Here is a 22,512-nt window from a genome sequence, read left to right as displayed (position 1 = left end):
GCATGCGCGCGGTGATCGCGGCGTCGCTCAGCGCACCGGGCTGGCGGCCGTGTCCACTTCCACCACCACCGACATGCCCGGGCGCAGGCGCGCGGCCAGCGGCTGGTCGGGGTCGATGGCGATGCGGATCGGCAGGCGCTGCACGACCTTGGTGAAGTTGCCGCTGGCGTTGTCCGGCTTGAGCACGGCGAACTCCGAGCCGGTGGCCGGCGCGATCTGCTCGACATGGCCGCGCAGGCGCTGGCCCTGGAAGGCGTCGACGCTGAAGGTGGCCGGCTGGCCGATGGCCATCTTCCAGGTCTGGCCTTCCTTGAAGTTGGCCACGATCCACAGGGTGTCCGGCACCAGGAACAGCAGCTGGGTGCCGGCGGTGACGTACTGGCCCAGCCGCACCGAGGCCTCGGACAGCTGGCCGTCGCGCGGGGCGCGGATGACGGTGTTGTCCAGGTCGATGCGCGCCAGTTCCAGAGCCGCCTCGGCGCTGGCGACCTTGGCCTCCAGCCCTTGGCGCGCGACGCGGGTGGCGGTGAGGTTCTCCTCGGCGATGCGGATGGCCGCCTGCGACTGCGCCACGCCGGCGCTTGCCGCCTGCGCGCCGGCGCGCAGCTTGTCGCGGTCGCTGCTGGACACCAGTTGCTGCGCGGCCAGGGTTTCATAACGCCGCAGTTCGGTGCGGGCACGCTGCTGCTCGGCCTGGCCGGCCGACAGGTTGGCGCGGGCGGAGGCGATCTGCGCGCGGTTCTGCGCCTGGCTCTGGTCGGAATTGGCCAGCTGCGCGCGCGCATCGGCCAGCGCCGCTTCGGCCTGGTCGACCTTCTGCCGGTAGGTGCGGTCGTCGATGCGCAGCAGCGGCTGGCCCTGCTTCACATGGTCGAAGTCCTTCACCAGCACCTCGGTGACGTAGCCGCTGACCTGCGGCGCCAGTACCGTCACCTGCCCGCGCACATAGGCGTCGTCGGTATGCACGTGGCTGCTGTTGAACGGCCACAGCTGCCAGGCGCGCAGGATCAGGGTCAGCCCGACCACGGCGATGACCACCATCACCGCCACGCTGGCGCGGCTGGGCGTGTTGTATTTGGAGACCGGCGCCGGAGTCGCGGTCGCCTGGCCGTCGCTGGCGTCGGTGATCGGCTCGTTGGCGCCGCCGGGGTTCTGCTGCCTGTCGCTCATGTCGGTTGCTTCATCTGGAGGGCGTGGCGGCTGCGGCCGGCCGGATCGCCTTTTTCACGGTGGGATTGCGGAACAGCACTTCCAGCAGCAGCCAGCTGAGGAAGCCGATCGCCAGCCAGCCGCTCAGCGCGAACACATCGTTGAACGCGCGCACGTTGGCCTCGCGCCTGGCGGCCTGCGCCAGCGACGCGGCGGCCTGCGCCTGGCGTTGTACCGGGTCGGTGATCAAGCGGGCGTAGCCCTGCTGCTGCGCGCGCAGGCGCTGGGCGACGAGTGGGTCGGCCGGGTCCAGCTGGCTGACCAGCTGGCTGGAATACACATGCTCGCGGTGCAGCTGGTAGCTGCCCAGCAGGGCCGAGCCGGCCAGGCCGCCGAAGGTCTGGGTCAGCGACAGCACCACGATGAAGGACACGATGTGGTCCAGCCCGCGCGCCATGGCCTGGCGCATGCCCATCAGCATCAGCGGGCCCATGAACATGCCGCTGCCCACCGCGGCCAGGAACTGGCTCAGCGCGAAATCCATCGGCCGGTCCAGGCTGGTGCGGTGCTGGTCGAGGAAGGCGGCGCTGCCGAGCAGGAGGATGGAGGCCAGCAGCTGCGGGATCAGCGCCTTCGGCCCGAAGGTCAGCGCGCCGGCGGCGATGCCGGCCAGCACGCCGAGCAGGATCACCGCGAACAGCGGCGCCATCTGGTCCGGCCCCATGCCCAGCGTGCGCATCATCGTGACCATGCCGTAGGACTGCTCGTTGGTCAGGAAGCGGATCAGGAACGCGCCGGCGATGAAGCGCAGCATGGTCGGCCCCATCAGCCAGCGGATCTGCAGCAGCGGGTTGCGGCGATGGTGCTCGACCAGGAACGCCGCCAGCGCCAGCACCGTCGCCGCGGCCAGCAGCCCGCCCAGCCAGGGCGTGTCGAACCACCAGCGCAGGTAGCCCTGGCTGAGCACGATGACCAGCATCGCCAGCGCCGGCGCGAGCAGGGCGAAGGTGACGAAGTCCAGCGGCTCGAACACCTTGATCTGGATGCCCGGCGGCAGCTTGAGGATCACCACCGCGGCGAACGCGCACAGCGCCAGCCCGGCCTCGAACAGGTACAGGTTGTGCCACTCGCCATGGTCGAGCAGGCCGGGCGAGACCAGCCACGCCAGCGGCACCGCCAGCTGCGACAGGCCCATGCCCACCACCAGCAGGTTGCCCACGTATTTCCTCGGCAGCGCCTGCAGCATGTACAGCGTGCCCAGAGTGGTGCAGGCCGCGCCGGCGAAACCGCTGGCCGCGCGCACCAGCACGGTCGTCGCCAGCCCGCCCACCGCCAGGTGCAGCACCGCCAGCACGGCGTAGACGCCCAGCCCCAGCTCGGCGAACAGGCGGATGCCGTATTCCTGGCGGAACTTGAACACCAGCAGGTTGGCGGTGACGTTGACCATCATGTAGGCGGCCACCAGCCAGTTGGCTTCGGTCGGCTGCAGGCCCATCTGCCCCTGGATCCACGGCAGGTTGGCGCTGAGCAGCGCGTTGCCGAGGCCGCCGGTGATCGCCACCAGCACCGCCACCGCCGCGTAGGCCGCGCGCCGGTGCGGCGGATGCCAGGGCATCGAGGCCGAACCGGGCAGGGTGGGCTTTTCGTGTTCTTCCCAGTCGGGAATGGGCCTGAGCGGTTTCATGCGTCGGCTCCGCTGGAAGCGGCCAAGCCGGGGCGCAGCAACTGCAGCGCACGCGTGGCCAGGCGCGCGCGGTCGGCGCGGGTGCGCCCGCGCAGCGCGGCGCCGAGCATGCTCGAGATCAGCGACAGGTCGGCCAGTTCCAGGTCGGCCCGGCACAGGCCGGCGGCGCGCGCGCGCCGCAGCGCCGGCTCCATCAGCTTCAGCACGCGCTGGCGGGCGGCGCGGATCGGCGGGTCGTTCGGGTCCACCGCGCGCCAGTAATCGGCCAGCGCCGGCGAGTGCACGATGCGCCGGGCCATGCCGCCGATCAGCTCGAACAGGGCGTCGTCGCGTTCGCCCAGTTCGGCCACGTGCGCCTGGATCTTCTCGACCGTGCGCTGCAGCATCGCCTCGATCAGCGCGGCGCGGTCGGGGAAGTTGCGGTACAGCGTGGCGCGGCCGACGCCGGCACGTTCCACCACCAGGTCCAGCGGCGCGGTGATGCCGTGCTCGCCGAACACGGCATCGGCCGCGTCCAGCAACTGGGCGCGACGCGCGGCGGCATCGGAGCGGATCGAGGTCATGCGTCCATGATCCGGACAAAAATGTCCGGTTACAATGAGCGCGGTGTGAAACGCCGCGTCCGCCAAAGCCGCCATTCAGGCTGGCGGCAGGCGCCAGGCGGCGGAAAGGCGGAAGGGGCCTTGCGGCCCCTTCCACTGCGCCTGCAACGCGCCGGTCAGAACCAGGCGCGGATGCCGAAGGCGACGCCGCGACCAGGCAGCGGCGAGTAGTCGCGCAGCAGCGAGGTGTGCGGCCGCGCCTCGCGGTTGGTCAGGTTGCTGCCGTCCAGGAACAGCTCGTAGCTGTTGCTGCCGCTGCGGTCCCAGCGGTAGGCCAGGTGCGCGTCGACCAGGGTGTAGCCGGCGCTGGGCGCCTCGTTCAGCGCCACGTCCTTCTGGCTGCCGTAGCGGATCGCGCCCACCGAGGCGCGCCAGCCATCGCGCGACCAGCGCAGGTCGGCGCCGACGCGCGCCGGCGAGATCCGCGGCAGGTAACCGCCATTGGCCAGGTCCACGCTGTAATTGTGGCTGTGGTCGCCATGCGGCACGGCGATGTCCGCACGGCGGCTGCCGCTGCCGTCCAGTTCGGCCTTGACGTAGTCGCCGAACACCCGCAGGTCCCAGTCGCCGCTGTCGCCCTCGGCCAGGTGGAACATGGCCTCGGCCTCGGCACCCTTGAAGGTGGCGTCGTGCTGGGTCCAGACCCGGACCGGCAGCCCCTGTTCGACCACGCCGGTGTCGGCCAGGTAGATGAAGTCCTTGAATTTCGTCTGGTAGACCGAGGCCGAGACATCGATGCGGTCGCCGTGCGCGTGCAGGCCCAGTTCCATGCGCTGGCCGCGCTCGGTGTCCAGGTTGGCGTCGCCGATCTCCAGCGAGCGCGTGGCGATGTGGGCGCCGGCCGCGTACAGCTCCTCATTGGTCGGCGCGCGCTCGGAGCGGTCCACGCCGAAGCGCAGGTCGAAATGGTCGTTGACCGTCCAGATGCCGGCCGCCGACAGGTTGGTGGCACCGAAGTCGCGGTTGCGCAGCGCGTCGTCCGGGCTCAGCTTGACCCGGTCGTGGCGGCCGCCCAGTTCCAGCTTGAGCGGGCCGAACTGCTTTTCCTGCAGCACGAACAGGCCCAGCGTGCGCGTGCGCGTATCCGGAACGAAGGCCTCTTCGCCCTGCGCGCCGAAGTCGCTGTTGCCGAACTGCAGGCCGAACGCGCCGTTCCAGCCGGCCAGCGGCTTCTGTACCGCTTCCACGCGGCCTTCCACGCCCTTGTTGGTGAAGCGCGTGGACGGCGTGCCGGCTTCCAGCTCGGTGTGCTCGTAATCGGTCCAGGCCGCGCGCGCGGTCACGCTCTGCAGGAACGGCAGCGGATCGTAGAGGCCGCCCTTCACGTCGAAGCGGTTCTGCACCATGTCGATGCGCACGTCGTGCTCGCCTTCGCCTTCCTCGTCGCCATGGTCGTGGTCGTGGTCGTGGTCGTGGTCGTGATCGTCGCCGGCATGGACGTGGGCGCCGTTGGGGATGCCGTAATTGCTGCGGTAGGTGCCCAGCGACGCGCCGAGGAAACCCGCCTCGCCCAGCCAGGTGGCACCGACGCCGCCGGCGCGGGTGCGCATGGCGCTGTTCTCCAGGCGCCCGCGCGGGCCGAGTTCGTCGCCGTGGTCGTCGTGCGCGGCGTGGTCGTGGTCCTCGTCCAGCGCCGCCGGATTGATCGCGTAGCCGGGGATGCGGAAGTCGTCGCCGTTGCGCACCAGGCCATCGACGTGCAGCACCAGGTTGTCGCCGCTGACGCCGTCGAGCCGGAACATGCCGCTGCGCTCGCTGTTGACGCTGTTGCCGCGCAGTTCGGCGCGGCCGCTCAGCGGGCGCTCGGGCAGGTCGCGGGCGATGCGTCCGTCGACCACGTTGACCGCGCCGCCGATGGCGCCGCTGCCGAACAACAGGGTCGCCGGGCCCTTCAGCACCTCGATCTGGTCGGCCAGGAACGGCTCGATGCTGATGGCGTGGTCGGCGCTGACGGTGGAGGCGTCCATGTTGCCGACGCCGTTGGCGACCACCGCCACGCGCGGGCCTTCCTGCCCGCGGATGATCGGCCGGCCGACGCCGGGGCCGAAGGAGGTGGTCTGCACGCCGGGCATGCGCGAGATGGTGTCGCCGAGCGTGGCGCCCTTGCGCGCGTCCAGTTCCTCGCCGGTCAGCACCGCGACCGGGCGGGCCAGCGATTCGGCGTCGCTCTGCAGCGGGGAGGCGGTGACCTTGACCGCCGACAGCTCGGTCAGGTGATGGCTCTGCCCGTCGTTGTCGTCGGCGGCCTGGGCGGCCACGGGAAGGGCGGCGACGAGCGCCACCGACAGGGCGTGGCGGGCAAGGCGCGGGAAGGTACGGGAGGAGATCGGTCGGGTCATGGTGTTGTTACTTTGTATCAATGAAGGGGTGTGGAGCGGTGTGGGAGGAGGGCGATCAGGAAGGGGGAGCCAGCGGGTCGGGCGATAATGTTATATTATTCCATAACGCGCCGCCGCCCCTGCTGGAAGTCATGCCGCCGAAATCGTCCCGCCAGTTCCTCGACCGCTTCGGCGCCGCCGGCTCGCTGCTGTGCGCGGTGCACTGCGCCGCGCTGCCCGCCTTGCTGGCGCTGGCCCCGTCGCTGGGGTTGTCGTTCTGGTTGAGCGATGGCGTCGAGCAGGCGGTGGTGGTCTTCGTGACCTTCCTGGGCCTGTTCAGCCTGCTCTGGGGCTACCGCCGCCACCGCGCGCTGCGCGCGCTGGCGCTGCTCGTGCCCGGGCTGGCGCTGCTGTGGGCCGGGCTGCTGCATGCCGAACTGCACCATTCGCGGGTGCCGCACGCGGTGGTGATGACCATCGGCGGCGTGCTGGTGGGGTTGGCGCATCTGATGAACCTGAGGCTCAACCACCGCCACGTGCATGACGCCAGCTGCGCGCATTGAGGGGCGCATGGTAGGCTTTCACTTCACGCGCGGGGGCGCTGTTACAGCGGCCTCGTCGAACCCGTGTCAGTACGGGGCAATCTGATTTCAAACCTAAGGAGTTGACGACATGGGTAAGGGTGACCGCAAGACCGCCAAGGGCAAGCGCTACAACGCCAGCTACGGCAATGCGCGTTCGCATTCGGTGAGCAAGGTGGCCGTGGGCGCAGCTGCGCCGGTCGCCAAGAAGACTGTCGCCAAGGCACCGGCCAAGAAGGCCGTCGCCAAGAAGACGGTGGCCAAGGCCGGCTGATCCCCGGGCTGGCAACAGCAAAAAAGCGGCGCTTGCGCCGCTTTTTTTTTGTGTCCGCTCCGTGCCCGCGTCGATCGCCGGGGGCGAAGGTCCGCCGCCACCCGGCGCGGGCAACGGCCGCTCAATCCGGCTGGCGCAATGCCTGCAGCAGGGTCTGCGGGTCGCCGTCGTTGGGGGCGGCGGTGATGCCGGTCAGCCGCGCCAGCAGCGGGTAGACGTCGACGTTGTCGAAGCGCGGCAGCACCGCGCCCTGCCGGAACGCGGGGCCGCGGGCGACGAACACCGCCTGCATCGACGGCAGCGCCGGGTCGTAGCCGTGCGAGCCGCGGTTGCCGGGCGAGCGCCTGGCGATGCCCTTGCGGGTCAGCGCGTCCCAGCCTTCGTGCATCTGGCAGACGATGGGCGGTACGCGCGGATGGGTGCCGTAGTGCCAGCGCGCCGGGAGCTGTTCCTTCTTCCAGCAGTCGTAGTGCGCATGCGCGCCCAGCAGCGCCTTCTCCGCCTCCCGTTCGCGGCCCGGCTGTGGGGCGAAGCCGACCGACTGGCCGACCGATACCTCGCGCGCGATCTCCGGCGCGACCATGTCCTCGGTGGCGATCACCTGCCCGGCCGGGACGCTGGCCATGCCGTGGTCGGACACGACGATCACGTTGGTCCTGTCGAGCAGGCCTTGGCGGCGCATGCCGTCCAGCAGCTGGCCGATGGCCGCGTCCACTTCCTGTAGCGCGGCGGCGTACTCGGGCGAATCCGGGCCATGGTCGTGCCCGGCCTGGTCCACCTGTTCCATGTAGGCGGCGACCAGGCGCGGCGTACGGCCATCGGGCGCGCCTTCCAGCCACGACAGCACCAGCTTCATGCGTTCGGGCAGCGGCACGCTTTCGTCGTAGGCATGCCACTGGTTGGCGTGCACGCCCTGGATGGCGGCCTCGCTGCCCGGCCACGACCAGGTCGCGCTCTTGTAGCCGGCCTTCTCCACGCCGACCCAGATCGGCTCGCCGCCCCACCAGGCGGGGTTGGTCACCGCGGCGCGGTCCTGGAGGCTGAAACGCCCCAGATCCTCGGCGCTCATGCTGTTGTGGATGATGCCGTGGTGGTCCGGGCGCAGGCCGGTGACCAGGGTGTAGTGGTTGGGGAAAGTGAGCGAGGGGTAGGACGGCGACATGCCGACCGAGCGCACGCCTTCGCGCGCGAGGCGGGCCAGATTGGGGCTGTGGCCGCGTTCGACCATGTCCGCGCGCAGGCCGTCGATGGACAGCAGCAGGACGGTGGGCGGCGCCGTTGCGGCGGCTGAAGGGGTGGAGGATGGGGCGGGACCGGTGGAGGCGCAGGCGGCGAGCAGGCTGGCGCCGAGCAGCGCGAGGCAGGTGCGGAACGGGATCATGCGCCCATGATAGTCCCGGCCTGATGACAGCTGGCATACATCGGTTGGCGGAAACGGCGGGCCGGTAGGAGTCTGCGCATGGCTGCAGCGCGATACGTGACGGGAGTGGCGAAACGCACGCGGGAGCAGCGTGGCGACGGTGCAGATGTGGCCGCTGCGTCAGCGGCAAACCGCGCCGCCGCGCTCAGCCGAACAGCGAAGGCACCGCTGCTTCTTCGTGCAGGGCGCCTTCCAGCCGCAGCAGCGCGGCCTTGGTCGGCAGGCCGCCGCCGAAACCGGTCAGCGCGCCGTCGTTGCCGATCACCCGGTGGCAGGGCAGTACGATGGGCAGCGGGTTGCGGCCGTTGGCTGCGCCCACGGCGCGGGTCGCGGTGGGGCGGCCGATGCGCTGCGCCAGCTGGCGGTAGCTCCAGGTGGCGCCGAACGGAATCTCGGCCAGCGTGTGCCAGACCTGCAGCTGGAATTCGGTGCCCACCGGCGCCAGCACCAGGTCGAAGCCACGGCGCCGGCCGTGCAGGTAATCCAGCAGTTGCCGGCGCGGTTCGGCCACGGCGTCCGGCTCGTGCTGCCACCCTTCGCGGCCCTTGGCGTCGTGGCGATTCTGCGCGAACAGGATATGGCGCAGGCCGGTGGCATCGGCGGCGACGGTGAGCGGGCCGATGGGGGTGTCGAAACGGTCGTAGTAGAGGGTCATTGTTCGGGTTCCTTGTTCGGTTCCGCAGCCAGGTGCCAGAGGTGGAGTACCGCGTAGGCGCGCCAGGGCCGCCATGCCTGCGAACGGGCTTCGGTGGCGCGCTCGCCCAGGCGCTGGCCTTCGCCCAGCACCTGCTGCAGCACCAGGTCGCCGGCGGGGAAGGCGTCGGGCATGCCCAGCGCGCGCAGGGCCATGTAGTGCGCGGTCCAGGGGCCGATGCCGGGCAGGGCGGTGGCCTGTTGGACGAACTGCTCCAGCGTCTGCGCGCGGCTGAATTCCAGCCGGCCCTCGGCGCAGGCCAGCGCCACCGCGCGCAGGGTGGCCGCGCGGGTGCGCGGCAGGCCGATGCTTTCCAGCGGCGCTTCGGCCAGCACCCCGGGCGTGGGGAACTGCCGGTCCAGGCCTTCGGGCATGTCCGCCAGGACCTGTCCGAAGCGGTCCACCAGCCGCCGCGCCAGCGTGGTCGCCGCGGCCACGCTGACCTGCTGGCCCAGCACCGCGCGCGCGGCGACTTCGAAGCCGTCCCAGCCGCCGGGGATGCGCAGGCCCGGACGCTGGGCGATGCCGCGCGCCAGCAGCGGCTCGTGCCGCAGGCAGGCATGCACGGTGGCCAGGTCGGCGTCGAGGTCGAACACGCGCCGCACCTTGGCCACGATCGAGGGGATGGTGCGCGCATCGGTGGTGCCCAGCTGCAGGCGCAGCTCCGGGCGCTTCGGGTCGGCGCTGACCCGGATCAGGCTGGCGCGGCCGCCGGCGACGATCACGCGCTGGTAGCTGTCGGCGTCGATGCGTTCGATGCCGGGAATCGCGCGCCGGCGCAGGAAGCCGAGCATCGCCGGGAAATCCAGCGGCGGCCGGTAGGCCAGGCGCAGCACCGGCTCGCCGCCGGGCACCGCGCCGTGGCGCTTGCGCAGCGCGCTGGGCGGCATGCCGCAGCCGGCCAGGAAGGCGTCGTTGAAGCGGCGCAGGCTGTTGAAGCCGGCCGCCAGCGCCACCTCGGTCACCGGCAGGTGGGTTTCGGTCAGCAGCTGCTTGGCCAGCAGCAGGCGGCGGGTGGCGTGCAGCTGCGCCGGCGTGGCGCCGAGCCGCGCCACGAACAGGCGCTGCAGCTGGCGCGCGCTCAGTTGCATCGCGTCGGCCAGCGCGGCGGCCGGCTGGTCCTGCAGGAGGCCCTCGTCCAGCAGCGCCAGGGCGCGGTGCAGGGTGTGGTCCTGCATGAAACGGGCGTCGTCCGGCGACAGTTCCGGCCGGCAGCGCAGGCAGGGGCGGTAGCCGGCCGCGGCCGCGGCGGCGGCGGTGGGGTAGTAGCTGACATTGTCGCGGCGTGGTGGCGGCGCCGGGCATACCGGCCGGCAATAGATGCCGGTGCTGCGCACGGCGGTGAAGAACAGCCCGTCGAAGCGCGCGTCGCGGGCCAGGCGGGCCTGTTCGCATTGGTCGTGGCTGGGCAGGGCGGGACGGTTCATGGCGCCCAGTCTAGGCCCGGCGGCGGGCGCGTACTGGCCATTTCCGGACATCAATGCCCATCACCGATAGATCAGTTCAGGAGGCATTGCGGCGCGGGCGGCAATGCGCACTAGACTGTCCGTTCCCCGGCGCATGGCGCCGCCCCACGGATCCGATCGTTGTCCATGCTGCCCAGATTCTGGTGGTCGCCGTTGCTGTGTATCGGGCTGCTGGCCTGCAACCCCGGCGACAAGGACAAGCCGCTTGCGGCCGCCGACCCGGCCGCGGCGCTGGCCGCCGATGGCGACCACATGGTGTCGATCAACGCCGCCGACGCGCCGCCGCCGCCGGCGCCGGTGAAGCCGGCCCGCGACAAGGCCTGGCCGGACGTGGCGCTGGAGAACGGCAGGGCCTGGGTCAGCTGCGACACCGACTACACCGGCGAGGCCGGCGACGGCGCCGAACTGGAAGCGCTGGACCGCAAAACGCTCGACGCCGCGCTGGAGCCCTGCCGCGAGCGCGGCCTGGTGCGGGTGCGCTACGCCGGCAAGATCAACCCGTCCTTCGCCGCGATGGTCTCGCGCCTGGCGGTGGTGGCCGATGCGATGAAGATCGGCAAGCGCGTGCTCGACCTGGATTCCAGCGGCGGCCAGGTGGAAGCGGCGATCGTCGCCGGCGACAGCATCGGCGAGGCCGGCTGGACCATCTGGGTGCGCGAGGGCTCCATTTGCCACAGCGCCTGCGTGTTCGTGCTGGCTGCAGGCGACAACCGGCTGATCTCGGGCAAGGTCGGCATCCACCGCATGATGCGCATCAGTTCCACCGCCACCTCGCGCGCGGAGCTGAACAAGGAACTGCACGAGGTCTACGACAACGTGAAGGACTACCTGCAGCGCAACGGCGTGGCGGTGGGCGTGGCCGACCTGATGATGACCGTGCCCAACCGCAGCCTGCGCCTGCTCACCCGCGAAGAGCTCCAGCAGTACGGGCTGGACGGCACCAACGCGGTGCAGGACGACCTGGAGCGGATCAAGCAGATGCGCAAGTGCGGCGACGATTTCGTGCGCCGCAAGGACGCGTTCCTGATCGCCTTCGACCGCCAGTGCAAGGTCGAGGGTGCCGATCTGGAAACGGTGACCACCTGCGGCCAGGCGCTGAAGGAACATTTCGGTTTCCCCGACGAGACCTGCCCGGACGAGAGCCCGCTGTCGGAGATCGACACGGCGCTGCTGGAGATGCCGGCCGACACCGCGCCGCTGCCGGTGGTGGCGCCGACGGCGGTGGGCGTGGAGCCGCGCCGCGGCGGTCTGTGACCCTCGGCCCCGCGTCCGGGGCCGGCGCAACGGAGGCCGTCGATCGCCGCCGGGCATGATCCGGATCAAGGTCGGCGCGGGCCGCCGGCCCCAGGCTATGGCGGACACGGATTGCGGAGGTGGAGGATGCGGGCTGTCGATGTGCTGGTCGTGGGCGCGGGCCCGGTGGGGCTGTGCCTGGCGCGCGCGCTGGCCGATACCGGGCTGTCGGTGACCCTGGTGGAACTGCAGCCGGCCGCGGTGCTGGCCGAGCCGGCCTTCGATGGCCGCGAGATCGCGTTGACCCATGCGTCGCGGCAGATCCTGCGCGCGCTGGGGGTGTGGGAGCGCATCGATGCCGCGCAGGTTTCGCCGCTGCGCAGCGCCAGGGTGATGGACGGCGCCTCCCCGTTCGCGCTCGGCTTCGCCGCCGGTACGGAGAACGTGGACGAGCTGGGCTGGCTGGTGCCCAACCACCTGATCCGCCGCGCCGCCTGGGAGGCGGTGCAGGGGCAGGCGGGGCTGGAGCTGGTCGACGGCGCGAAGGTGACGGCGATCGAGCCTGGCGACGCGGCCAACACGGTGGTGCTGGACGATGGCCGTCGCCTGCGCGCGCGGCTGGTGGTGGCCGCCGACAGCCGTTTCTCGGCGACGCGGCGCATGATGGGCATCGGCGCGCGGATGCGCGACTTCGGCAAGTCGATGCTGGTGTGCCGGTTCGGCCACGAGCGGCCGCACCAGCACGCCGCCTGGGAGTGGTTTGGTTACGGCCGCACGCTGGCCATGCTGCCCCTGCCGGGCGGGCAGTGCTCGGCGGTGATCACCCTGCCGCCGCAGGGCATCCAGGACCTGATGGCGATGGACGATGCGGCGTTAGGGCAGGCCGTCACCGGCTTTTTCGAACGGCGCCTGGGGCGGATGTGGCCGACAGGCACGCGCCATGTCTATCCGCTGGTCGGCGTGTACGCGCAGCGTTTCGCCGCGCACCGCTACGTGCTGGCCGGCGATGCCGCCGTGGGCATGCATCCGGTGACCGCGCATGGCTTCAACTTCGGCCTGCAGAGCCAGCAGCGGCTGGCGGGGGAGATCGCCACCGCGGCCGCGCGCGGCCGCGACATCGGCGCGCCGGCGGTGCTGGCCCGCTACGAACGCGGCCACCGGCTGGCGACGCGGCCGCTGTACGAGGCCACCAATGCCATCGCCGCGCTGTACAACGACAGCCGCCTGCCCGCGCGCCTGCTGCGCGGCGCCGCGCTGCGTGCGGCGCATGGCGTGGCGCCCTTCAGGAAGATGATCGCGGCGCACCTGACCCAGGCCAGGGAATAGGGCGCGGGGAACCGGGAATGGCGCATGCCGCGATGCCCGGCGATTCCCTGTTTCCCGTTCCCCGTTCCCGGCTTCACCGCACGCGGATGCGCACACCGCCCAGTTCCACCTGCTGGCCCGCGCGGATCTTGCAGGCCTTGCGCAGCTCGACGTCGCCGTCGACGCGCACCTGGCCTTCGCCGATGATCATCTTGGCCTCGCCGCCGCTGGACACCAGGTCGGTCAGCTTGAGCAGCTGCTTCAGTTCCACGTACTCGCGGTCCAGTTCGAAATCGATGGTCTGCATGGGGAGGCCGGCAGGGAAAGAGCGCGATTATCGCCTGCGGCGGCTCCGTCCCGCGCGTCAGGGCCGTTCGAAGCGGCGCAGCTCCTCGATCACCGCCTGCGCCTGGCGCAGGCTGTAGCCGCGGACCGCATCCCCGGCGCGCCGCGCCAGCCCCGGCCGCGGCGAGCTCCGCGCCCGGCGGTACAGCGCCGCCGTGCCCAGCCAGCCGAGCAGGCCGGTGCCGACGCAGGCGCAGAACCATGGCGCCATGTCGGCAGAGGCGGGCACGCCGGCGATGCCGGCCAGCGCGGCCAGCACCACGGCCCACATCACCCACCACGGCCAGCCGGCGAGCATGGCGTTGAGCGCCTGCAGGCGGCGCAGCCGGCCCAGGTCGTGTTCCAGTTCCAGTACCGGGGCGGTGGGGTCCAGGCGCCGCAGCCGGTCCAGCACCACGGCGGCCATGGCCGCGGTCAGCACGCCGAAGGCGTGCACGGCCAGGCCGGCGGCCAGATAGGCGGGCGTGTCGAGGTTGCGTCGCCAGCAGGCGATGCCGAGCAGGACCAGGCCAATGCCCAGCGCCAGCTGCAGCCACTGGCCGCGCCGCAGCGGCGCGAGGCGGTCGTGCAGGCGCTGGCCGGCCTGCACGCGCAGCAGTTGCAGGTCCAGCGCCTGCTGCCGTTCCAGCTGGTGGGCCAGGGCCTGCCAGGCGGTCTTCAGTTCATCCGGTTCCATGACGGTTTCCTCGGGTGGTCACAGTTCGTTGCGCAGGCGCGCCTTCAGGCGGCCGATCTTGGTGGCGACATTGGTGGCGCTCAGGCCCAGGACCTCGGCGATCTCGCGCTGCGGGCATTCGTCCAGGTGCAGCAGCATCAGCGCGCGGTCCAGCGGCGGCAGGGCGTGGATGAACCGGTACAGGCGCTCCACCTGCTGCGCCCGGTCGGGGTCGTGCGGCGCCGGGTCGGCCAGGGTGTCGGGCAGGCCGTCGGCGGCGCCGTGCAGCGGCGCTGTCCGGGTCCGGCCGCGCAGCTGCGAGATCGCCACGTTCAGCGCGATCCGGTACATCCAGGTCGAGAACGGCCGCGCCGGGTCGTAGCCCGGCCAGGCCCGCCACAGCTGGGTGGCGATCTCCTGGGCCAGGTCCTCGCGGTCCTCGCGCTGGCGCGCATAGCTGCCGGCCACCTTGACCAGGATGCCGCGGTGGCGCTGCAGCAGTTCGGTGAAGCGGGCCGGCGGCCCGGGAGGCGGCTGGGAAGGTGCCATGGACGGTCGCAGGAGGGACGATGCCGGGTGATTCGCCGGCCGCCGCGGAATATCACAGCTGAACGGACGCCATCGGGGATTTCGACAGGGGCCAGCGCAAGGCGCACAATACGCCCCATTTTCCTGCCCGCTGCGTTCGCCGCGGTGCCCCCGGAGTTCCCCATGTCCCAAGAATCCCCCGCGCCGCTGCTGTTCGCAGACCTCGGCCTGTCCGAGGCTGTGATGAAGGCAGTGGCCGCCGTCGGCTACGAAACGCCGTCGCCCATCCAGGCCGCCACCATCCCGGCGATGCTGGAAGGCCGCGACGTGCTCGGCCAGGCGCAGACCGGTACCGGCAAGACCGGCGCCTTCGCGTTGCCGGTGCTGTCCAACATCGACCTTTCCGCCACCCGGCCGCAGGTGCTGGTGCTGGCGCCGACCCGCGAACTGGCCATCCAGGTCGCCGAGGCCTTCCAGACCTACTCGGCCTCGATGCCCGGCTTCCGCGTGCTGCCGGTGTACGGCGGCCAGCCTTACGGCCAGCAGCTGTCGGCGCTGCGCCGCGGCGTGCATGTCGTGGTCGGCACCCCCGGCCGCGTCATCGACCACCTGGACCGCGGCACGCTGGACCTGTCCGAGCTGAAGACGCTGGTGCTGGACGAAGCCGACGAAATGCTGCGCATGGGCTTCATCGACGACGTCGAGGCCGTGCTCAGGAAGCTGCCGGAAACCCGCCAGGTGGCGCTGTTCTCGGCGACCATGCCGCCGCAGATCCGCCGCATCGCGCAGACCTACCTGCGCGAGCCGGTGGAAGTGACCATCGCCTCCCGGACCACCACCTCGGCCAACATCCGCCAGCGCTACTGGTGGGTGAGCGGCATGCACAAGCTCGATGCGCTGACCCGCATCCTGGAAGTGGAGCCGTTCGACGCGATGATCATCTTCGCGCGCACCAAGGCCGGCACCGAGGAACTGGCCGAGAAGCTGCAGGCGCGCGGCCTGGCCGCCGCCGCCATCAACGGCGACATGCAGCAGGCCCAGCGCGAGCGCACCATCGGCCAGCTCAAGGACGGCAAGCTCGACATCCTCGTCGCCACCGACGTGGCCGCGCGCGGCCTGGACGTGGAGCGCATCAGCCACGTGCTGAACTACGACATCCCGTACGACACCGAAAGCTACGTGCACCGCATCGGCCGTACCGGCCGCGCCGGCCGCAGCGGCGAGGCGATCCTGTTCGTCACCCCGCGCGAGAAGGGCATGCTGCGCCAGATCGAGCGCGCCACCCGCCAGCCGATCGAGGAAATGCAGCTGCCGACGGTGGACGCGGTCAACGACCACCGCGTGAGCAAGTTCATGGACCGCATCAGCCAGGCCCTGGCCGGCGGCGACATGGATTTCTACCGCGACCTGCTGCAGCGCTACGAAGCCGAGCACAACGTGCCGGCCATCGAGATCGCCGCCGCGCTGGCCAGGCTGCTGCAGGGCGATACCCCGTTCCTGCTGACTCCGCCGGTGCGCGAGCGCCGCGAGCCGCAGGCCGGCCGCGCCGAGCGTCCGGCGCGCGACGGCGGCTTCCCGCGCCAGCGCGAGGAGCGCGGCGAGCGCCCGGCGCGCTTCGAGCCGCGCTTCGAGCGTGGCCCGCGCCATGACGAGGGCGAGCGCGCGCCGCGTGCGCCGCGCGGCGAAGGCGAGGCCGGCGAGCGTCCGCGCCGCGAGTTGCCGCCGCGCGGCGCGCCGGAGTTCGGCATGGAGACCTACCGCATCGAGGTGGGCCACATGCATGGCGTGAAGCCGGCCAACATCGTCGGCGCCATCGCCAACGAGGCCGGGCTGGAAAGCCGCTACATCGGCCGCATCGACATCCACGACGACCACTCCGTGCTCGACCTGCCGGCGGAAATGCCCGCCGACACGCTGCAGCACCTGCAGAAGGTGTGGGTGTCCGGCCAGCAGCTGCGCATGCGCCGGGTCGAGCCGGGCGAGGCGCAGGGTGCCGCGCCCTCGTTCAAGCCGCGCTTCGGCAAGGGCCCCAGGCCCGCCGGCCGTCCCGGCGGACCGCGCTCCGGTCCGGGCGGGCGCCCGGGCGGTTTCAAGCCGCGCGGTCCGCGCGGCGCCTGAGTCACCGCGGACGATGAGGCCCGACGCCATGGCGCCGGGCCTCGTGCCATCCGGGCCGCGGTGACGATGCTGGTATCGGGTTTCCCGGCAGGGGTGGAAAACCCGCATGCGATAATCGCCAACGCATCGGGACGTGCGCAGGGGAAGGGATGTTGATCGGGGGCAGCGGGGTCAAGGCGCGGGTGGTTGCGGGATGGATGTTCCTGTCCGTGCTGCTGGTGTTCCTGTCGTTCCCGGCGGCCGCCGCCGCGCATGCCCCGCGGCTGGACCGCGATTACCTGCTGATCGGCGCGCCGACCGACGAACAGACGCCGGTCCGCGCCTGCCCGCCCGAGGCCGCCGCACGGCTGGGCGAGGGCATCCTGATCGCCGCGCCCGCCGGCGGCTGGTCCGGCGCGCCGCAGGCCGTGGACGTGTTCAACGTGTTCGCCGGCGAAGTGATGATCTCCCACGGCGACCGCCGGATCTGCGGCAACATGCAGGACGCGCGCACCCGCGATTCGCGCTTCCGCGCCGGCATCGGCATGGTGCTGGTGCCGAAGCCGGGCGATCTGGAACCGATCCGCGTGGCCTGGGAAAAGCCGCTCAAGGCGCGCTGGATTCCCACCCTGCGGCTGGGCGCGCCCAGCCCGGTGCAGCAGATGGACACGATGCGGCTGCTGGTGCGCACCGCCTGCATCGCCATTGCCATTGCCCTGGCGCTGTCGGCGCTGATGGGCTTCCTGACCACGCGCGACCGCGAATTCCTGCTGTACACGCTGGCCACCGCGCTGCTGGTGGTCTGGCAGTCGGTGCTCAGCGGCCTGAGCGGCTATCCCGAACCCTGGCTGCCGGTGGGCGGCCTGGCCGCGTGGTGGATGGTGTCGGCCTCGGCGCTGAGCATCGCGGTGATGGGCTGGGTGCTGTGGCGCCTGTGCGGCGGCCTGCAGGCGTGGCCGCGTTCGCGGCCGTGGGTGCGCCGTTTCGCGCAGCTGCTGCTGGCGCTGGCGTTGTTCACGCCGCTGCTGCCATGGGCCGGGCTGGCCTGGGTGGCCGCCGCGCTCGACCACGCCTTCACCCTGGTCTGCGTGCTGGCGCTGGCCGCGGGCCTGGTGTCGCTGCGTCGCGGCGACTACCAGGCGGTGGACGGCATCGCCGCGGTGGCGCCGCTGCTGCTGATGGCGCTGGCGGACATCGCCGGCAGCCGCGAGCTGGTGCGCTTCCGGGTCGAGGCCGTGCAGCTGTCGGTGACCTGGTTCCTGATGATGTACGCCTATGGCCTCAACCGCCGGCTCGGCCACCTGCGCCGGCAGCGCGACGAGATGCGCCAGCTGGCCGACACCGACGCGCTCACCGGGCTGCCCAACCGCCGCGCCGGCCTGCGCCAGCTCGAACGCCACGTGCTGCGCGCGCGCAAGGAAGGGCTGCCGTTGTCGATCGGCTTCCTCGACATCGACCTGTTCAAGCAGATCAACGACCGCTTCGGCCACGAGGTGGGCGATGCGGTGCTGGTGTCGGTGGCCAACACGCTGCTCGCCGCGGTGCGCGACCGCGACGACGTGATCCGCATGGGCGGCGAGGAATTCCTGGTGCTGCTGCCGGGCACCCGCGCCGAGGCGGCGCTGCCGCGGCTGCAGCAGTTGCGGCAGAAGATCGCGCGGCAGGCGGCGGAACTGCGCCACGACGGGCTGGCGGTCACCGTCAGCATCGGCCTGGCGGAAATGCGGGCGCAGGGCGACGACCTGACCGCGCTGCTGCGCCGTGCCGACAACGCCATGTACCAGGCCAAGCGCGGCGGCCGCGACCGCGTGGTGGCCGCCGGCGACGACGCGCCCGCGCTGTCCGGCGCCCCGGGTGATGGCGGATAATCCGCCGATGACGACCCGACTCAACAAGCACATCGCCGAAACCGGCTTCTGTTCCCGCCGCGAGGCCGACCGCCTGATCGGCGCCCGCCGCGTGACCGTCAACGGCATCGTCGCCGGCACCGGCGCGGTGGTCGGCGAGGGCGACGAGGTCCGCGTGGACGGCCAGCCGCTGCGCGCCCGTGCCGTGCACAAGAGCACCGGCCGCAAACACGTCTACATCGCGCTGAACAAGCCGGTGGGCATCACCTGCACCACCGAAAGCGCGGTGAAGGGCAACATCGTCGACTTCGTCGGCCACGAGCAGCGCATCTTCCCGATCGGCCGCCTGGACAAGGATTCGGAAGGCCTGATCCTGATGACCAGCAATGGCGACATCGTCAACCAGATCCTGCGCGCCGAGAACGGCCACCAGAAGGAATACCTGGTGGCGGTGAACAAGCCGGTCACCGACGAGTTCCTGCGCGGCATGGCGCGCGGCGTGCGCATCCACGACCAGACGACGCTGCCGTGCCGCGCCACGCGCATCGCCAAGTTCGGCTTCCGCATCGTGCTGGAGCAGGGCCTGAACCGGCAGATCCGCCTGATGGCGGCCGCCTTCGGCTACCGCGTCACCCAGCTGCGCCGGGTGCGCATCGACAACATCCGGCTGGGCGCGCTCAAGCCCGGCCAGTGGCGCAACCTCACCGAGCAGGAACTGCGCGGGCTGCTGCCGCAGCAGCGCGAGTGGTGAAGTGTGACCGGTTCGCCGCGCCGGCTGCCGCGCGGCGAGGCTAGACTCGGCCTGTTTCCACTGCCCCCAGGGACACAGGCCCGGACTGGATGATCAAGCCCGACCGCCCCGCCAACGAGGCCGAACGCCTGGCCGCGCTGCAGCGCCACCGCATCCTCGATACCCCGCGCGAACAGGAGTTCGAGGACCTTGTGGCCATCGCCCGCGCCATCTGCGGTACGTCGATGGGCGCGGTGACCCTGATCGACAGCGAACGGCAGTGGTTCAAGTCGCTGCAGGGGCTGGACGGCGACCAGACCCCGCGCGACGAGGCGTTCTGCGCCCATGCCATCCTGCAGCCGGGACATCTGACCGTGGTCGAGGACGCCCGCCAGGACGCGCGCTTCCGCGGCAATCCCTCGGTCACCGCCGATCCCTTCATCCGCTTCTACGCCGGCGCGCCACTGCTGAGCAGCGATGGCTACGCACTGGGCACGCTGTGCGTGTTCGACTCGCGCCCCGGCCAGCTCGGCGCCACCCAGGCCGAGGCGCTGCGGGCGCTGTCGCGGCAGGTGGGGCGGATGCTGGAGATGCGCCAGCTGCGCCGCCGCATCGACCACCACCAGGGCGAGCACGACTGGTACGAGGCGCGCCTGGCCGAGTATTACGTGCAGCTGGAGCAGCAGAACCTGGCGCTGTCAGAACAGACCCGCACCGATCCGCTGACCGGTCTGCCGAACCGCCGCGCGCTGTCCGCGGCGCTGGCCGAGGCGATCGAGCGCGGCACCGGCGCGCCGCCGGCGGTGGCCCTCGTCGATATCGACCATTTCAAGCAGGTCAACGACCTCCATGGCCACACCGAGGGCGACCGGGTGCTGGTCGAACTGGCCGGCGTGCTGCGTGCGCAGTTCGCCGGGCGCGGCATGGCCGCGCGCTACGGTGGCGAAGAGTTCGTGATCCTGCTGCCGGACACGCCGCTGGCGCAGGCCGAGCTGCAATGCCAGTACCTGCGCGAAGCGGTGGCGCACCTGCCGATGGGGCTGCCGGTCACGGTCAGCGTCGGGCTGGCGGCGCAGCACCCGGGCGAGTCGGCGCAGGAAACCCTGCGCCGCGCCGATGCCGCGCTCTACCAGGCCAAGGCGCAGGGCCGCGACCGGGTGGTGGTCGCCGGCTGAGCGCTATTCCAGCCCCGCGCCCGCGGCGGGCAGCGGTCGCGCGCGGTTGAGCAGCGGATGCAGGAACACCGCGCCGATGATGATCGCCACGCCCAGGTAGAACAGCGGCGTCAGCTCGCGCTGTTCGCCCAGGAACAGCATCGCCAGCACGATGGCGTAGACCGGTTCCAGGTTGGTCACCAGCTGCATGGTGTAGGCGCTGAGGTGGCGCAGCGCCACCAGCGCCAGCGCGAACGGCAGCAGGGTGCACAGGCCCGACAGCGCCAGCAGCAGGAGGCCGTCGTGCAGGCCGGGGATCACCCACAGGTCGCTGGCCAGGGCCGGCAGCAGCAGCGGCAGGGCCGGTGCCAGCAGGGTCAGGGTGAGGGTGCCGGCGCCCAGTTCCAGCGCGGTGACGGTGAGCGGGTCGGCGTGGCTGACCAGGCGCTTGTTGAACGAGCCGAACAGGGCCACCAGCAGCGCCGACAGCGCGCCCACCGCCACGCCCAGGCGCATGCCACCGGGCACGCCGCCGACCACCAGCGCCACGCCCGGCAGCACCGCCAGGCCGAAGGCCAGTTCGCGCGGCTGGAACGGCCGCCGGGCGATCCACGGCTCGACGATGGCGGTGAACACCGGCGCCAGCGCGATGCAGGTGGCCGCCACCGAGGCGTTGGCCAGTTTCACCGCGCCGTAGAACGTGAGCCAGTGCAGCGCCACCAGCGCGCCGATGCCGCAGTAGCCCAGCGCCAGCCGCGGGGTGAGCGCCGACAGCCCGCGCCAGACCCGCGGCAGCAGCGCCAGCATCGCCACCACCAGCAGCATGCGCCACCACACCAGCGGCAGCGCGGGCAGGGTGATGAGCTTGCCGAGGATGGCGGTCACGCCCCATAGCAGAACGCAGAAATGGATCTGCAGCAGGGCCTTGCGGGTATCGGGACTGGACATCGGCGAATTGTCGCCGATGTGCGCGGCACGCGCCGCACCGCGCGCTTCAGTTTTTGCCGAGCAGGCGCAGCAGTTCGCGCGCCGCCGCCGGGTTGCGGTGCTTGGCCGCGCTGATGAAGAAGACGAACACTTCGCGCGGCGCCGGCGTGGCCGCCACCGTGCTGGCGTGCGGCAGTTCGGGCGGGTCGCCGCCCTGCCGCCAGTCGCCGATGCGTCCGGCCCAGCGCGCCAGTTCCCGCGGCGGATAGCCGGTCGCGCATTCGTCGCGGCTGCGCATCAGCCGCGCGTAGACGAAATCGGCGCACAGGTCGGCGGCGTTGGGGTGGTCCGGCGAATCGGTGAAGACCAGCGCCATCCCGCGCTGCCGCGCCAGCGCCACCAGCCCGGCGTCGAGGAAGGCCGGATCGCGGATTTCCAGCGCATGCCGCTGCGCGCGGCCGTCCACCATGGCCGGCAGCAGGTCGAGGAAGGCGGCGACGTCGTCGCGATCCAGCGTGCGCCCGGCCTCGAACTGCCAGACCAGCGGCCCCAGCCGGTCGCCCAGCGCGGCGATGCCGGCGATGAAATCCTGCACCTGCGCGCCGGTGCCGGCCAGCCGCCGCGCGCCGGTGATGCGCTTGGGCGCCTTGGCCGAAAATACGAAACCTTCCGGCGTGGCGTCGCGCCAGCCGGCGTAGATGGCCGGTTTCTGCGTGCCGTAGTAGGTGCTGTTGATCTCGATGGCGGTCAGCTGGCGGCTGGCGTATTCCAGCTCGCGCCGCTGCACCAGCCCCGGCGGGTAGAACATGCCGCCGCGCCACGGCGCGTAGGTCCAGCCACCGATGCCCACGTGCACGCCGTCGGTGGCGGTGGCAGTGGCGGGGGCGGAAGCGAACAGGTCGTCCATGGGCGTGCGGGTCCGGGTCGGCGTCATCGCAGCGATTCTATCGATCGTTCCGCGGACGCATCGAAGACGCGCGTCCTGCGCCGCCGTCGGCCTAGGCTTCCGCGGCCCACGGATCGTAGCTGCCGAACCACCACAGGTGGCCTTCCGGATCGCGGCAGGCATAGCCACGGCCGCCGTAGTCCTGGTCGGCGATGTCGATGACGATCTCCGCGCCCGCCGCCGTGGCGCGCGCGTAATGGGCGTCGACATCGCTCACGACCACGCAGGCGCTCTGCGTCTCCATGCCACCGACCTCGTCGGGCTGGATGATGTTGCTGCCCCAGGCGCCGGGCTGCACCGAGCCCAGCATCACCATGCCGTTGCCGAACACCAGCTGCGCGTGGTGCACGGTGTCGCCGTCCTGGTAGACGGCATGGCGCCGGAAGCCGAAGGCGCGGCACAGCCAGTCGATGGCCGCCGGCGCATCGCGGTAGCGCAGGCAGGGAATGATGGTGGCGGTGGTGCGGGCGGCGAGGTCCATGGCGGCGTTCCGATGGCGTGGAAGGCGAGGGTGGCCGCGGCCGCGTTACCATCGCGAGAAGGCCGGCGTGCCGGCA

General features: G+C 71.6%; 21 protein-coding genes. 8 read left to right on the top strand and 13 right to left on the bottom strand.

Annotated features, from left to right (window positions below):
• Window positions 1–27 precede the first annotated feature (27 nt).
• The 4 genes from AC06FP_RS14365 to AC06FP_RS14350 all read right to left on the bottom strand — a co-directional run bounded on the left by AC06FP_RS14365 (window position 28) and on the right by AC06FP_RS14350 (window position 5,774).
• Complete coding sequence (locus AC06FP_RS14365) at window positions 28–1,170, bottom strand: HlyD family secretion protein (RefSeq protein WP_478075974.1); 1,143 nt, start codon at window positions 1,168–1,170, stop codon at window positions 28–30.
• A 10-nt stretch (window positions 1,171–1,180) separates the two neighbouring features.
• A complete protein-coding gene (locus tag AC06FP_RS14360) occupies window positions 1,181–2,833 on the bottom strand; it encodes an MFS transporter (RefSeq protein WP_456116663.1) in 1,653 nt (550 codons plus the stop codon).
• On the bottom strand, window positions 2,830–3,396 hold the full coding sequence (locus AC06FP_RS14355) for a TetR/AcrR family transcriptional regulator (RefSeq protein WP_456116662.1): 567 nt from the start codon (window positions 3,394–3,396) through the stop codon (window positions 2,830–2,832). Before AC06FP_RS14355 ends, AC06FP_RS14360 begins: the two co-directional genes overlap by 4 nt.
• A 155-nt stretch (window positions 3,397–3,551) precedes the next feature.
• Complete coding sequence (locus tag AC06FP_RS14350; RefSeq protein ID WP_478075973.1) at window positions 3,552–5,774, bottom strand: TonB-dependent receptor; 2,223 nt, start codon at window positions 5,772–5,774, stop codon at window positions 3,552–3,554.
• Window positions 5,775–5,905: 131 nt separating this feature from the next.
• Here AC06FP_RS14350 and AC06FP_RS14345 point away from each other — a divergent pair, with 131 nt between their 5' ends.
• Complete coding sequence (locus AC06FP_RS14345; RefSeq protein WP_478075972.1) at window positions 5,906–6,316, top strand: MerC domain-containing protein; 411 nt, start codon at window positions 5,906–5,908, stop codon at window positions 6,314–6,316.
• Window positions 6,317–6,425: 109 nt separating this feature from the next.
• Window positions 6,426–6,608: a 30S ribosomal protein THX gene (locus AC06FP_RS14340; RefSeq protein ID WP_054666917.1), complete on the top strand. Its 183-nt coding sequence runs from the start codon at window positions 6,426–6,428 to the stop codon at window positions 6,606–6,608.
• A 121-nt stretch (window positions 6,609–6,729) separates the two neighbouring features.
• Here AC06FP_RS14340 and AC06FP_RS14335 read toward each other — a convergent pair whose 3' ends face one another.
• From AC06FP_RS14335 to AC06FP_RS14325, 3 genes are all read right to left on the bottom strand, one after another.
• Window positions 6,730–7,989 carry an alkaline phosphatase family protein gene (locus tag AC06FP_RS14335; RefSeq protein ID WP_478075971.1) on the bottom strand — a complete coding sequence of 420 codons (1,260 nt, stop codon included), beginning with the start codon at window positions 7,987–7,989 and terminating at the stop codon, window positions 6,730–6,732.
• 184 nt (window positions 7,990–8,173) lie between these two features.
• Window positions 8,174–8,683, bottom strand: a complete 510-nt coding sequence (locus tag AC06FP_RS14330; RefSeq protein ID WP_478075970.1) for a methylated-DNA--[protein]-cysteine S-methyltransferase — start codon at window positions 8,681–8,683, stop codon at window positions 8,174–8,176.
• Window positions 8,680–10,149 carry an AlkA N-terminal domain-containing protein gene (locus AC06FP_RS14325; protein WP_478075969.1) on the bottom strand — a complete coding sequence of 490 codons (1,470 nt, stop codon included), beginning with the start codon at window positions 10,147–10,149 and terminating at the stop codon, window positions 8,680–8,682. The genes AC06FP_RS14330 and AC06FP_RS14325 overlap by 4 nt, the downstream gene beginning before the upstream one ends.
• 165 nt (window positions 10,150–10,314) lie before the next feature.
• Between AC06FP_RS14325 and AC06FP_RS14320 the strand changes: the two genes are divergently transcribed.
• Together AC06FP_RS14320 and ubiM are read left to right on the top strand one after the other, a co-directional pair.
• Window positions 10,315–11,442 (top strand): COG3904 family protein, encoded by a 1,128-nt coding sequence (locus AC06FP_RS14320; protein WP_478075968.1) that lies wholly within the window; start codon window positions 10,315–10,317, stop codon window positions 11,440–11,442.
• A 126-nt stretch (window positions 11,443–11,568) separates the two neighbouring features.
• A complete protein-coding gene (gene ubiM / locus AC06FP_RS14315; RefSeq protein WP_478075967.1) occupies window positions 11,569–12,747 on the top strand; it encodes a 5-demethoxyubiquinol-8 5-hydroxylase UbiM in 1,179 nt (392 codons plus the stop codon).
• A 73-nt stretch (window positions 12,748–12,820) separates the two neighbouring features.
• On the opposite strand, the gene AC06FP_RS14310 is transcribed toward ubiM, so the two are convergent.
• The 3 genes from AC06FP_RS14310 to AC06FP_RS14300 are packed head-to-tail and all read right to left on the bottom strand — an operon-like array spanning window position 12,821 to window position 14,275.
• Window positions 12,821–13,033 (bottom strand): RNA-binding S4 domain-containing protein, encoded by a 213-nt coding sequence (locus tag AC06FP_RS14310; RefSeq protein ID WP_456116654.1) that lies wholly within the window; start codon window positions 13,031–13,033, stop codon window positions 12,821–12,823.
• Window positions 13,034–13,090: 57 nt separating this feature from the next.
• The gene (locus tag AC06FP_RS14305) at window positions 13,091–13,747 is read right to left on the bottom strand and encodes a serine/threonine protein kinase (protein WP_478075966.1); all 657 of its coding nucleotides are present in this window, start codon (window positions 13,745–13,747) and stop codon (window positions 13,091–13,093) included.
• Between the two features lie 18 nt (window positions 13,748–13,765).
• Window positions 13,766–14,275, bottom strand: a complete 510-nt coding sequence (locus AC06FP_RS14300; RefSeq protein ID WP_456116652.1) for an RNA polymerase sigma factor — start codon at window positions 14,273–14,275, stop codon at window positions 13,766–13,768.
• Window positions 14,276–14,437: 162 nt separating this feature from the next.
• Here AC06FP_RS14300 and AC06FP_RS14295 point away from each other — a divergent pair, with 162 nt between their 5' ends.
• The 4 genes from AC06FP_RS14295 (at window position 14,438) to AC06FP_RS14280 (ending at window position 20,103) form a co-directional block, all read left to right on the top strand.
• The gene (locus tag AC06FP_RS14295; RefSeq protein ID WP_478075965.1) at window positions 14,438–16,372 is read left to right on the top strand and encodes a DEAD/DEAH box helicase; all 1,935 of its coding nucleotides are present in this window, start codon (window positions 14,438–14,440) and stop codon (window positions 16,370–16,372) included.
• A gap of 197 nt (window positions 16,373–16,569) precedes the next feature.
• Window positions 16,570–18,219: a GGDEF domain-containing protein gene (locus AC06FP_RS14290; protein WP_478075964.1), complete on the top strand. Its 1,650-nt coding sequence runs from the start codon at window positions 16,570–16,572 to the stop codon at window positions 18,217–18,219.
• Between the two features lie 7 nt (window positions 18,220–18,226).
• Complete coding sequence (locus AC06FP_RS14285) at window positions 18,227–18,949, top strand: pseudouridine synthase (RefSeq protein WP_478075963.1); 723 nt, start codon at window positions 18,227–18,229, stop codon at window positions 18,947–18,949.
• Window positions 18,950–19,038: 89 nt separating this feature from the next.
• Entirely contained in the window at window positions 19,039–20,103 is a 1,065-nt protein-coding gene (locus tag AC06FP_RS14280; protein ID WP_478075962.1) for a GGDEF domain-containing protein, read from the top strand.
• A 3-nt stretch (window positions 20,104–20,106) separates the two neighbouring features.
• On the opposite strand, the gene AC06FP_RS14275 is transcribed toward AC06FP_RS14280, so the two are convergent.
• From AC06FP_RS14275 to AC06FP_RS14265, 3 genes are all read right to left on the bottom strand, one after another.
• A complete protein-coding gene (locus AC06FP_RS14275; RefSeq protein ID WP_478075961.1) occupies window positions 20,107–21,030 on the bottom strand; it encodes a DMT family transporter in 924 nt (307 codons plus the stop codon).
• 46 nt (window positions 21,031–21,076) lie between these two features.
• Window positions 21,077–21,916 (bottom strand): DUF72 domain-containing protein, encoded by an 840-nt coding sequence (locus AC06FP_RS14270; RefSeq protein ID WP_478076037.1) that lies wholly within the window; start codon window positions 21,914–21,916, stop codon window positions 21,077–21,079.
• A gap of 91 nt (window positions 21,917–22,007) precedes the next feature.
• Entirely contained in the window at window positions 22,008–22,436 is a 429-nt protein-coding gene (locus AC06FP_RS14265; RefSeq protein ID WP_478075960.1) for a VOC family protein, read from the bottom strand.
• Window positions 22,437–22,512: the final 76 nt, after the last annotated feature.

Source organism: Stenotrophomonas sp. Steno-Z2, assembly GCF_056393235.1.
This window is presented reverse-complemented; position numbering and strand designations above follow the sequence as displayed.

Bases quoted from the DNA above. Each gene is read 5' to 3' on its own strand.
- AC06FP_RS14365 (WP_478075974.1), bottom strand. From the start codon at position 1,170: ATGAGCGACAGGCAGCAGAACCCCGGCGGCGCCAACGAGCCGATCACC.
- AC06FP_RS14360 (WP_456116663.1), bottom strand. From the start codon at position 2,833: ATGAAACCGCTCAGGCCCATTCCCGACTGGGAAGAACACGAAAAGCCC.
- AC06FP_RS14355 (WP_456116662.1), bottom strand. From the start codon at position 3,396: ATGACCTCGATCCGCTCCGATGCCGCCGCGCGTCGCGCCCAGTTGCTG.
- AC06FP_RS14350 (WP_478075973.1), bottom strand. From the start codon at position 5,774: ATGACCCGACCGATCTCCTCCCGTACCTTCCCGCGCCTTGCCCGCCAC.
- AC06FP_RS14345 (WP_478075972.1), top strand. From the start codon at position 5,906: ATGCCGCCGAAATCGTCCCGCCAGTTCCTCGACCGCTTCGGCGCCGCC.
- AC06FP_RS14340 (WP_054666917.1), top strand. From the start codon at position 6,426: ATGGGTAAGGGTGACCGCAAGACCGCCAAGGGCAAGCGCTACAACGCC.
- AC06FP_RS14335 (WP_478075971.1), bottom strand. From the start codon at position 7,989: ATGATCCCGTTCCGCACCTGCCTCGCGCTGCTCGGCGCCAGCCTGCTC.
- AC06FP_RS14330 (WP_478075970.1), bottom strand. From the start codon at position 8,683: ATGACCCTCTACTACGACCGTTTCGACACCCCCATCGGCCCGCTCACC.
- AC06FP_RS14325 (WP_478075969.1), bottom strand. From the start codon at position 10,149: ATGAACCGTCCCGCCCTGCCCAGCCACGACCAATGCGAACAGGCCCGC.
- AC06FP_RS14320 (WP_478075968.1), top strand. From the start codon at position 10,315: ATGCTGCCCAGATTCTGGTGGTCGCCGTTGCTGTGTATCGGGCTGCTG.
- ubiM (WP_478075967.1), top strand. From the start codon at position 11,569: ATGCGGGCTGTCGATGTGCTGGTCGTGGGCGCGGGCCCGGTGGGGCTG.
- AC06FP_RS14310 (WP_456116654.1), bottom strand. From the start codon at position 13,033: ATGCAGACCATCGATTTCGAACTGGACCGCGAGTACGTGGAACTGAAG.
- AC06FP_RS14305 (WP_478075966.1), bottom strand. From the start codon at position 13,747: ATGGAACCGGATGAACTGAAGACCGCCTGGCAGGCCCTGGCCCACCAG.
- AC06FP_RS14300 (WP_456116652.1), bottom strand. From the start codon at position 14,275: ATGGCACCTTCCCAGCCGCCTCCCGGGCCGCCGGCCCGCTTCACCGAA.
- AC06FP_RS14295 (WP_478075965.1), top strand. From the start codon at position 14,438: ATGTCCCAAGAATCCCCCGCGCCGCTGCTGTTCGCAGACCTCGGCCTG.
- AC06FP_RS14290 (WP_478075964.1), top strand. From the start codon at position 16,570: ATGTTCCTGTCCGTGCTGCTGGTGTTCCTGTCGTTCCCGGCGGCCGCC.
- AC06FP_RS14285 (WP_478075963.1), top strand. From the start codon at position 18,227: ATGACGACCCGACTCAACAAGCACATCGCCGAAACCGGCTTCTGTTCC.
- AC06FP_RS14280 (WP_478075962.1), top strand. From the start codon at position 19,039: ATGATCAAGCCCGACCGCCCCGCCAACGAGGCCGAACGCCTGGCCGCG.
- AC06FP_RS14275 (WP_478075961.1), bottom strand. From the start codon at position 21,030: ATGTCCAGTCCCGATACCCGCAAGGCCCTGCTGCAGATCCATTTCTGC.
- AC06FP_RS14270 (WP_478076037.1), bottom strand. From the start codon at position 21,916: ATGGACGACCTGTTCGCTTCCGCCCCCGCCACTGCCACCGCCACCGAC.
- AC06FP_RS14265 (WP_478075960.1), bottom strand. From the start codon at position 22,436: ATGGACCTCGCCGCCCGCACCACCGCCACCATCATTCCCTGCCTGCGC.